Origin of the sequence: Muribacter muris, assembly GCF_001038205.1 — a bacterium.
GTDB lineage: Bacteria > Pseudomonadota > Gammaproteobacteria > Enterobacterales > Pasteurellaceae > Muribacter > Muribacter muris.
Window position 1 is genome coordinate 1 of record NZ_JWIZ01000116.1, and the last position, 7,069, is coordinate 7,069.

Sequence of the window (7,069 nt, forward strand, 5' to 3'; positions counted from 1 at the left end):
GTTTAAATAACAAGGAGTTTATCAAAAGATACAGTGGATCACTTTTCGATGATCTTACTGCATCAGCCTGGCGCATTTTTGCATGATCATTAACACCCAAATTAATCAACTTTTCCCTATTGATGAAAAAACACCTACTTTTGAACATAAAACGAACAGCACTGGAAGTTTTCCCAAATTATTTCCTATTTTTAGGAAAAACAAGGGGATTTTTTAGGAAAAAATAGGGAAAAAACAGGGGTATTTAGGGAAGTTTATTTTTTCAAATAATTGATTTTAAATGGATTTTTATTTTTCTTCCCTATTTCCCTAATTTCCCTAATCATTTTTACGAAGCACCAATAAAAAAATTATTTTTGCAAGAAATATGCCTGCTGATGTTCGAGTGTAAATTTTCGATGTTTATCCTAAGTTACCGGCAAAATCCGTTTGTTCACCAAAAAAAGTAAAAATGGGTAACAAGCCAACTAGCCTCGCATAAATGCAAGACAAAACTACTTGCTAACCAAAAATGGCGAAAATGGGTAATAAACTTTTATCAGTTGAACTGCCGTCCGAAAAAGATTAATAATCCTAACCTCTGAAAAATACGATCCAATGTAACCTTGATGTAACGTTTTCGGGGAAACAAAAAATATAAAACCCTTGTATCATAAGGCTAAGCACGATTTTGCAGTTCCCCCCAGCTCCACCAAATCAACTTCCGACCAAGTCCTAACAGATACTTTAAAGCCTTGAAAATCAATACTTCAAGGCTTTTTTATTGTCCTATGCGTACCTATCGGGTATTATCAAATCCTAGATTTTTAGTAACACAGCTTGAGGTTAAAAAAATTCTGTGTTACTAAAACCTTGACAAACCCTTATCAGAAAAGGGCTGAGAATATAACCTTTCTGACGATTAGAGGCTATGCCTCAATGATGCTAAACGTGGGTATTTAAATAGCTCTTACCATATCAGAATTTAAACTTTCTACTATCAATCATATAAAAAGACTATTTCAGTTATTCTAAAACAGCCTCTATTTAATACTACCGACATTAAATTAAAAATTACAAATTCCCAGCATTATTTGACCGCTTGTGCCATTTTATTTAAGCAAATACGCTTTCAATTGAGAAAAATCATTTGCCATTACCTCGGATAAGAGCGGTAATTTATTATGTTTACCTAAAGCTTCCGGCAGAGGTAATTCAATCTCCAGAATGCGTTCGACCGACTCTTTGAATTTTGCCGGATGTGCAGTGCAAAGGAAAATGCCCGTTTCACCGCTTTGCAGTTGATCGTGCAAGAGTTGGTAAGCGATTGAGCCGTGTGGTTCGCATAAATAGCCTTCGGCATATTGTGCTTTTAGGGCGGTTTCCGTTTCAGCATCGTTTAATGCGCCTGAACCTAATTCCGACAATGCCCAGCCGTTGCGTTTAAACAATTCTTCCACACGAGGCCAGTTATTTGGGCGGCTGACGTCCATTGCGTTGGATAATGTCGCCACAGTCGCATTCGGCGACCACTCGCCCGAGCGTAAATAACGTGGTACGGTGTCATTCGCATTGGTGGACGCAATAAAACGTTTAATCGGCAAGCCGAGGGTTTTCGCAATTAAGCCGGCAGTTAAGTTGCCGAAATTACCGCTCGGCACGGACACGACCACCTCTTGACGTTTGTCTGCCGGCAGCTGTGCGACAGCTTCAAAATAGTAACAAACCTGTGCAAGCAGGCGGCTGATATTGATTGAGTTAGCAGAATTTAAGCCGATTGCATCACGCAATTCAGCATCGTCAAAGGCCTGCTTCACAAGGGCTTGGCAAGCGTCGAAATCCGCTTCGATCGCCACAGTGCGGATATTGCCGCCCAATGTACAGAATAGCTTTTCTTGCAACGGGCTGATTTTACCTTTCGGATATAAAATCACCACATTGATGTTTTCCAACCCGTAAAAGGCGTGGGCAACCGCCGCTCCCGTATCACCGGATGTTGCCGTTAGAATAGTGATCTTGCCGTCTCCCCGTACTGCCGCAAGGGCTTGCGCCATAAAACGTCCGCCAAAATCTTTAAACGCTAAAGTCGGACCGTGAAAGAGTTCTAACGCAAAAATATTATCACTTACTTGGGCAAGCGGTGCTGGGAAAGTAAACGCATTTTTTACCATTGCGTTGAGCCTATCTGTCGGGATTTCCTCGCCGATTAACGCTGCCAGAATTTTTTGGCTACGCTCAACCAACGGTAATGCGAGCAGATCCTCAATATGAGTGAGTTGTGGAATTTGTTGTGGAAAGAATAATCCCTGATCTTTGCCTAAACCTTGGCGTACCGCTTGAGCGAAATTGACTTGTTCTTCGGGGTGCTTGATGTTGTATAAGTTCATTCGGTTGTCCTTGTAATTGCCATCGCAAAATAGTTTGATTTTAGCGGTTCACTTTGTTTAGTCAATGGTAAAAACGGATTTTTCACCTTTAATGCGAACCGCTTCTCAGAATAGCACTTTCCAAATTGCTCGCCTCTTTTTTCAAGCGGATAATGGCGTTCACACTATTTTATTGGGCAATACGATACCCTGCCAAACAAGGAGTTCTTATGTTTTCGTTTCTTAAAGCCTCACCGCCAACTACGAGAATTGCCTCTGACCGCACCGACGCAGAATACAAAAAATTGCGTTGGCAGGTGTTTATCAACTATCTTAGGCATTAGCTGCGTCTTTTGAGGTAAGTGAGAGTGATAATTTAAAGCCGAGAGCTTCTGTTATGCGTTCAAGCGTGCTAAGTTTCGGCTCTACGCTGCCTGATAAGGCTCTATAAAGGCTTTCTCTGCCTAACCCGGTATCTTTGGCTAATTGGGTCATTCCTCTTGCTCGTGCCACCGTATTTAAGGCTTCAATAAATTCCGCTTTATCGCCACTTTCAAGCGATAACTCTAAATAGGCTTTAATGGTTGCTTCATCGGTGAGGTATTTTGCTTCATCAAATTCATCTAATACTTTTGCCATTTTTTATTCTCCGTAGATCCGTTAGCGAGATTTGACCGTTCTCTTGTGCTTTGATTTCTTCAAGCATTGAGATAGCCTTTTCAATATCGGCTTGCTGTGTGGTTTTATCTCCTCCGCAAATAAGCAAATAAAAGACCTCGCCACGTTGGGCATAATAAACACGGTAGCCTTTGCCTGTATCTATCCGCATTTCCCATATTTCATCGCCCAAAAACTTATGATCACCAAAATTGCCTTTTTTAGCGCGGTTAATCCGCTTGACTATGGTTGCTTTTGCGATAGGATCTTTTATTTTTCTTAGCCATTCATCAAAAACAGTGGTTGGGCGAATGATGTAAATACCTGCCTTGCTCATCTCTGTTTCTCATACTTTTTGGGGATAATTGTATTTTAAAAGATACCGCTGTTCAATGACTAATCGTATCTTTTATAATACATTTTATAGTGATGCAATCGCAAATCGAAATATTAGGGGAAAGAAAATTAGTCGATGTGTATGGCTGGGACGGTGGTTTTTACGCCTTAATTATCGCCTGCTTACTTGGCTTTAGCTTTATTGCGGTAACCCTTTTCCACACGCCGCAAAAATAATCTTACAGGCAGCTTGTTTTCGGGCAAAGCGCTTTACGTTTTCGCCCGTCTGTACAATAATGTATGATCTCGATCAATTTTAACAGATAAAAGGGGCAACAATGCGAGAAATCAGCCGTGAATTACCGGCTCTATGCGTTCGGCTCGATCAGTACCGTTTAATTGAAATTGTCGGTGTCGATGCGGAAAAATACTTACAGGGGCAGCTTACCTGCGATGTGACAAAACTCACTATCGGCGAACAGACTCTAACCGCTCACTGCGATCCGAAAGGCAAAATGAGTGCCTTATTCCGCCTTTTTCGTGCAGGCGAGCAGCAATTTTTTGCGATTGTGTTGCAGGATCTCTTGCCGGAGGCGTTAATCCAGCTTAAAAAATATGCGGTATTTTCCAAAGTCGCCTTCAACGAAGATGAAAGCGTACTTTTCGGCACAACAAGCAGTGAGATCATTGCAAAAATACGCAACCAACCGACCGCTTGTATCATTGAAGGCGAACCGCAACGGGCAATTTTCTGGGGGACAGCGCCCGAACAACATTACGGCAACAGTCAATTATGGCATTTGCTCGACATTCAACAGGGTATTCCGTTACTGTTCAAGCCAAATCAATTTGAGCTGATTCCGCAGGCGGTGAATTTACAGTGCCTTGAACAGGCGATTTCGTTCACCAAAGGTTGCTATATCGGGCAGGAAACGGTGGCTCGTGCCAAATATCGGGGAATGAACAAGCGGGCAATGTTTACTCTCGTTGGCAACACAAACAATGCCGATTTACCGCCGATCGGCGAAAGCCTTGAATTGCAAATGGGCGAACACTGGAAAGCGACCGGCACGGTGTTGTCCGCCACGCTTGACCGGCAGCAGCTTTGGGTGCAAATTGTGCTGAATAAAGGCACACCGGCGGACAGCTGCTTCCGTTTCGGCGATACGGCATTGCACATCGTCCCGCTCCCTTACCGCTTGGATGACAACGAATGAGCCACTTTATCTACCCAAACGCCCGCTACATTGCCGGTGTCGATGAAGTCGGCAGAGGCCCGCTTATCGGGGCGGTGGTAACGGCGGCTGTGATTCTCGATCCCAATCAACCTATTGCAGGATTGGCGGACTCCAAAAAACTGAGCGAAAAACGCCGCCTTGCTTTAGCCGATGAGATCAAAGCCAAAGCGTTGAGTTGGTCGCTCGGGCGTGCCGAACCGGCAGAGATCGATCAACTCAACATTCTGCACGCGACAATGCTGGCAATGCAGCGAGCGGTGGCAGGCTTAGCTGTTCAGCCGGATTTTGTGCTGATTGACGGCAATCGTGTGCCGGATTTGCCAATGCCGGCGCAAGCGGTCGTCAAAGGCGATAGCTTAGTGGCAGAGATTAGCGCCGCTTCTATTTTGGCGAAAGTCGCCCGTGATGCCGAAATGGCGGAATTGGATCGCCAATTTCCCGACTACGGTTTTGCCCAACACAAAGGCTACCCGACCAAACTGCATTTTGAAAAATTGGCCGAGCTTGGCGTTACCCCGTTCCACCGTCGCAGTTTTGCGCCGGTTGCCAAAAGGCTGATGCAAAAATGAAAAGCGCCCCATACCATCTACAACGTTGCCTAGAGTGCGACAGTGTAGTCAAAATTGCAAACGATTTGCCCCATAAGACCGCTTGCTGTCCGACTTGCGATGAGGTGTTGCAATCGGGTAATCGTTGGAGCTTACGCCGCTGTGCGATTTTGGCATTATCCGTTTTGATTTTATTGCCCTTCGCCCTGTTTTTCCCGTTAATGAACATTGAATTATTGGGCGTGCCGATTTATGCGTCCGTATGGGGCGGGGTATGGAAAATGGCAACCGCCGGTTTTCCCTACACAGCATTTATGATTTTGCTCTGCTCGGTGGTAATGCCGTTTGCCTTTGCGTTATTGGTACTATCTCTACGCATTCAGCGTTGGATCGGACATCGCCCCCGTTATACGCTCTTACTGCTGAATAAAGCGAAACAGTGGGTAATGTTGGACGTTTATTTAGTCGCCTTAGCCGTTGCCGCCTTTAAGGTACGAGAATATGCGACCCTCGCATTTGATCCCTATTTAATCGCTTTCGTTGCCTCGGCAATTCTCACCACACTACTTTTTATTAAAATCGATCCGAAACGCTGGTGGCGGGATTTTTACCCAGAATATCACCCCTTATCCCCCGACACCACCGACAAGGTGCAACTTTGCGCAGAATGTGAATATACCTTTGCCGAAACCATTGTCGATAAAAAAGGGCAGACCCGTTGCCCTCGCTGCGAGAGTAAAGTCGATCTGCCCGATAGTATTAAATTACAACGGGTTTGGGCAACGCTATTGGCTGGTGTGGTGATGATGATCCCGGCTAACATACTGCCGATTTCTGCGACCGAATTAGCCGGCACAGTTTCCGCCGATTCTCTTATCGGCGGCGTAATGCTGTTTCTCGGAATGGGCAGCTATGCAGTTGCAGCGATAGTGTTCATCGCCAGTATCGCCGTGCCGTTCAGCAAAGTTGCTGCGATTTTGTACCTGCTGCTTGCCATTCATTACCGCTGGCGACACCCGATTCACTGGCAGATGAAACTACTGCATTATGTGCATTTTGTCGGACGTTGGTCGATGCTCGATCTGTTCGTGCTTGCGTTAATGATGTCGTTGGTCGAACGGGGACAAATTATCAGCTTTTCTGTCGGCGAAGCGGCATTCTACTTCGGCGCTGCCGTCTTTTTAACAATGATTTCGTCCAGCTACCTAGATGCCCGAATGTTATGGCGGCTTCACCGCCAAGCCCCATCGACAAGCGGTGAGATTTGAACAAATCTTTGCAAAGGGTTATACTTCGCCATAAAAAAATCAACAAACCAAGGAGCTATTATGCGTATTGACACTTCCGAACTGTGCGATCTCTATTCCGACCAAGTGGATGTTGTTGAACCGATTTTTTCAAGTTTTGGCGGCGTTTCCGCCTTCTGCGGCAAAATTACCACCGTCAAATGCTTTGAAAGCAACGGACTGATTGCCGACGTATTGGAAGAAGAGGGCGAAGGCAGAGTGCTATTGGTAGATGGCGGCGGTGCGGTGCGCCGTGCATTGATTGATGCGGAGTTAGCCCAACTTGCCGTTGAAAACTGCTGGGAAGGGATTATCGTCAACGGCGCAGTGCGTCAATTAGATGTGCTAGAAACCCTAGACATTGGCATTCAAGCCCTCGCCCCGATTCCGGTGGGCGCAGACAACACCAACATCGGCGAAGTCGATACCCCGGTTAATTTCGGCGGCGTAACCTTCCTCCCCGAAGACTACGTTTACGCCGACCTCACCGGCATTATTCTCTCGCCGGAACTGCTTGATCTTGTCGAACATAGCAAGGACTAACAACCATCCAACTATAAAAAATAAGGGGCTGTACTAGATAACTAGAATAAATTCTGCTTTACTAATTGTTTTAAAATGGAAAATTGAACTTTTATTTCACTGTGGTTAAAACGCCA

Annotated in this window: 8 protein-coding genes and 1 pseudogene; 5 read left to right on the forward strand and 4 right to left on the reverse strand. The window is 45.1% G+C overall.

The annotated features are described in order from the left end of the window. Positions 1-1,091 precede the first annotated feature (1,091 nt). From thrC to RO21_RS11900, 3 genes are all read right to left on the reverse strand, one after another. A complete protein-coding gene (gene thrC, locus RO21_RS11890; protein ID WP_047977996.1) occupies positions 1,092-2,366 on the reverse strand; it encodes a threonine synthase in 1,275 nt (424 codons plus the stop codon). A gap of 312 nt (positions 2,367-2,678) precedes the next feature. After that, positions 2,679-2,984, reverse strand: coding sequence for an addiction module antidote protein (locus RO21_RS11895; protein ID WP_047977997.1), 306 nt, complete (start codon positions 2,982-2,984; stop codon positions 2,679-2,681). Further along, on the reverse strand, positions 2,965-3,339 hold the full coding sequence (locus RO21_RS11900; RefSeq protein ID WP_084724311.1) for a type II toxin-antitoxin system RelE/ParE family toxin: 375 nt from the start codon (positions 3,337-3,339) through the stop codon (positions 2,965-2,967). The genes RO21_RS11895 and RO21_RS11900 overlap by 20 nt, the downstream gene beginning before the upstream one ends. Positions 3,340-3,428: 89 nt before the next feature. Between RO21_RS11900 and RO21_RS13050 the strand changes: the two genes are divergently transcribed. The 5 genes from RO21_RS13050 to rraA all read left to right on the forward strand — a co-directional run bounded on the left by RO21_RS13050 (position 3,429) and on the right by rraA (position 6,953). Further along, entirely contained in the window at positions 3,429-3,575 is a 147-nt protein-coding gene (locus tag RO21_RS13050) for a hypothetical protein (protein WP_162198530.1), read from the forward strand. Positions 3,576-3,676: 101 nt separating this feature from the next. Continuing rightward, positions 3,677-4,555 (forward strand): CAF17-like 4Fe-4S cluster assembly/insertion protein YgfZ, encoded by an 879-nt coding sequence (gene ygfZ / locus RO21_RS11905; RefSeq protein WP_047977998.1) that lies wholly within the window; start codon positions 3,677-3,679, stop codon positions 4,553-4,555. Beyond that, entirely contained in the window at positions 4,552-5,145 is a 594-nt protein-coding gene (gene rnhB, locus RO21_RS11910) for a ribonuclease HII (protein WP_047977999.1), read from the forward strand. The genes ygfZ and rnhB overlap by 4 nt, the downstream gene beginning before the upstream one ends. After that, positions 5,142-6,392, forward strand: a complete 1,251-nt coding sequence (locus RO21_RS11915; protein ID WP_047978000.1) for a paraquat-inducible protein A — start codon at positions 5,142-5,144, stop codon at positions 6,390-6,392. Before rnhB ends, RO21_RS11915 begins: the two co-directional genes overlap by 4 nt. A gap of 60 nt (positions 6,393-6,452) precedes the next feature. Continuing rightward, positions 6,453-6,953 carry a ribonuclease E activity regulator RraA gene (rraA, locus tag RO21_RS11920; protein WP_047978001.1) on the forward strand — a complete coding sequence of 167 codons (501 nt, stop codon included), beginning with the start codon at positions 6,453-6,455 and terminating at the stop codon, positions 6,951-6,953. A 41-nt stretch (positions 6,954-6,994) separates the two neighbouring features. Here the strand turns inward: rraA and RO21_RS13055 are convergent. Beyond that, positions 6,995-7,069: pseudogene (locus RO21_RS13055) on the reverse strand (IS1595 family transposase); the annotation flags it as partial.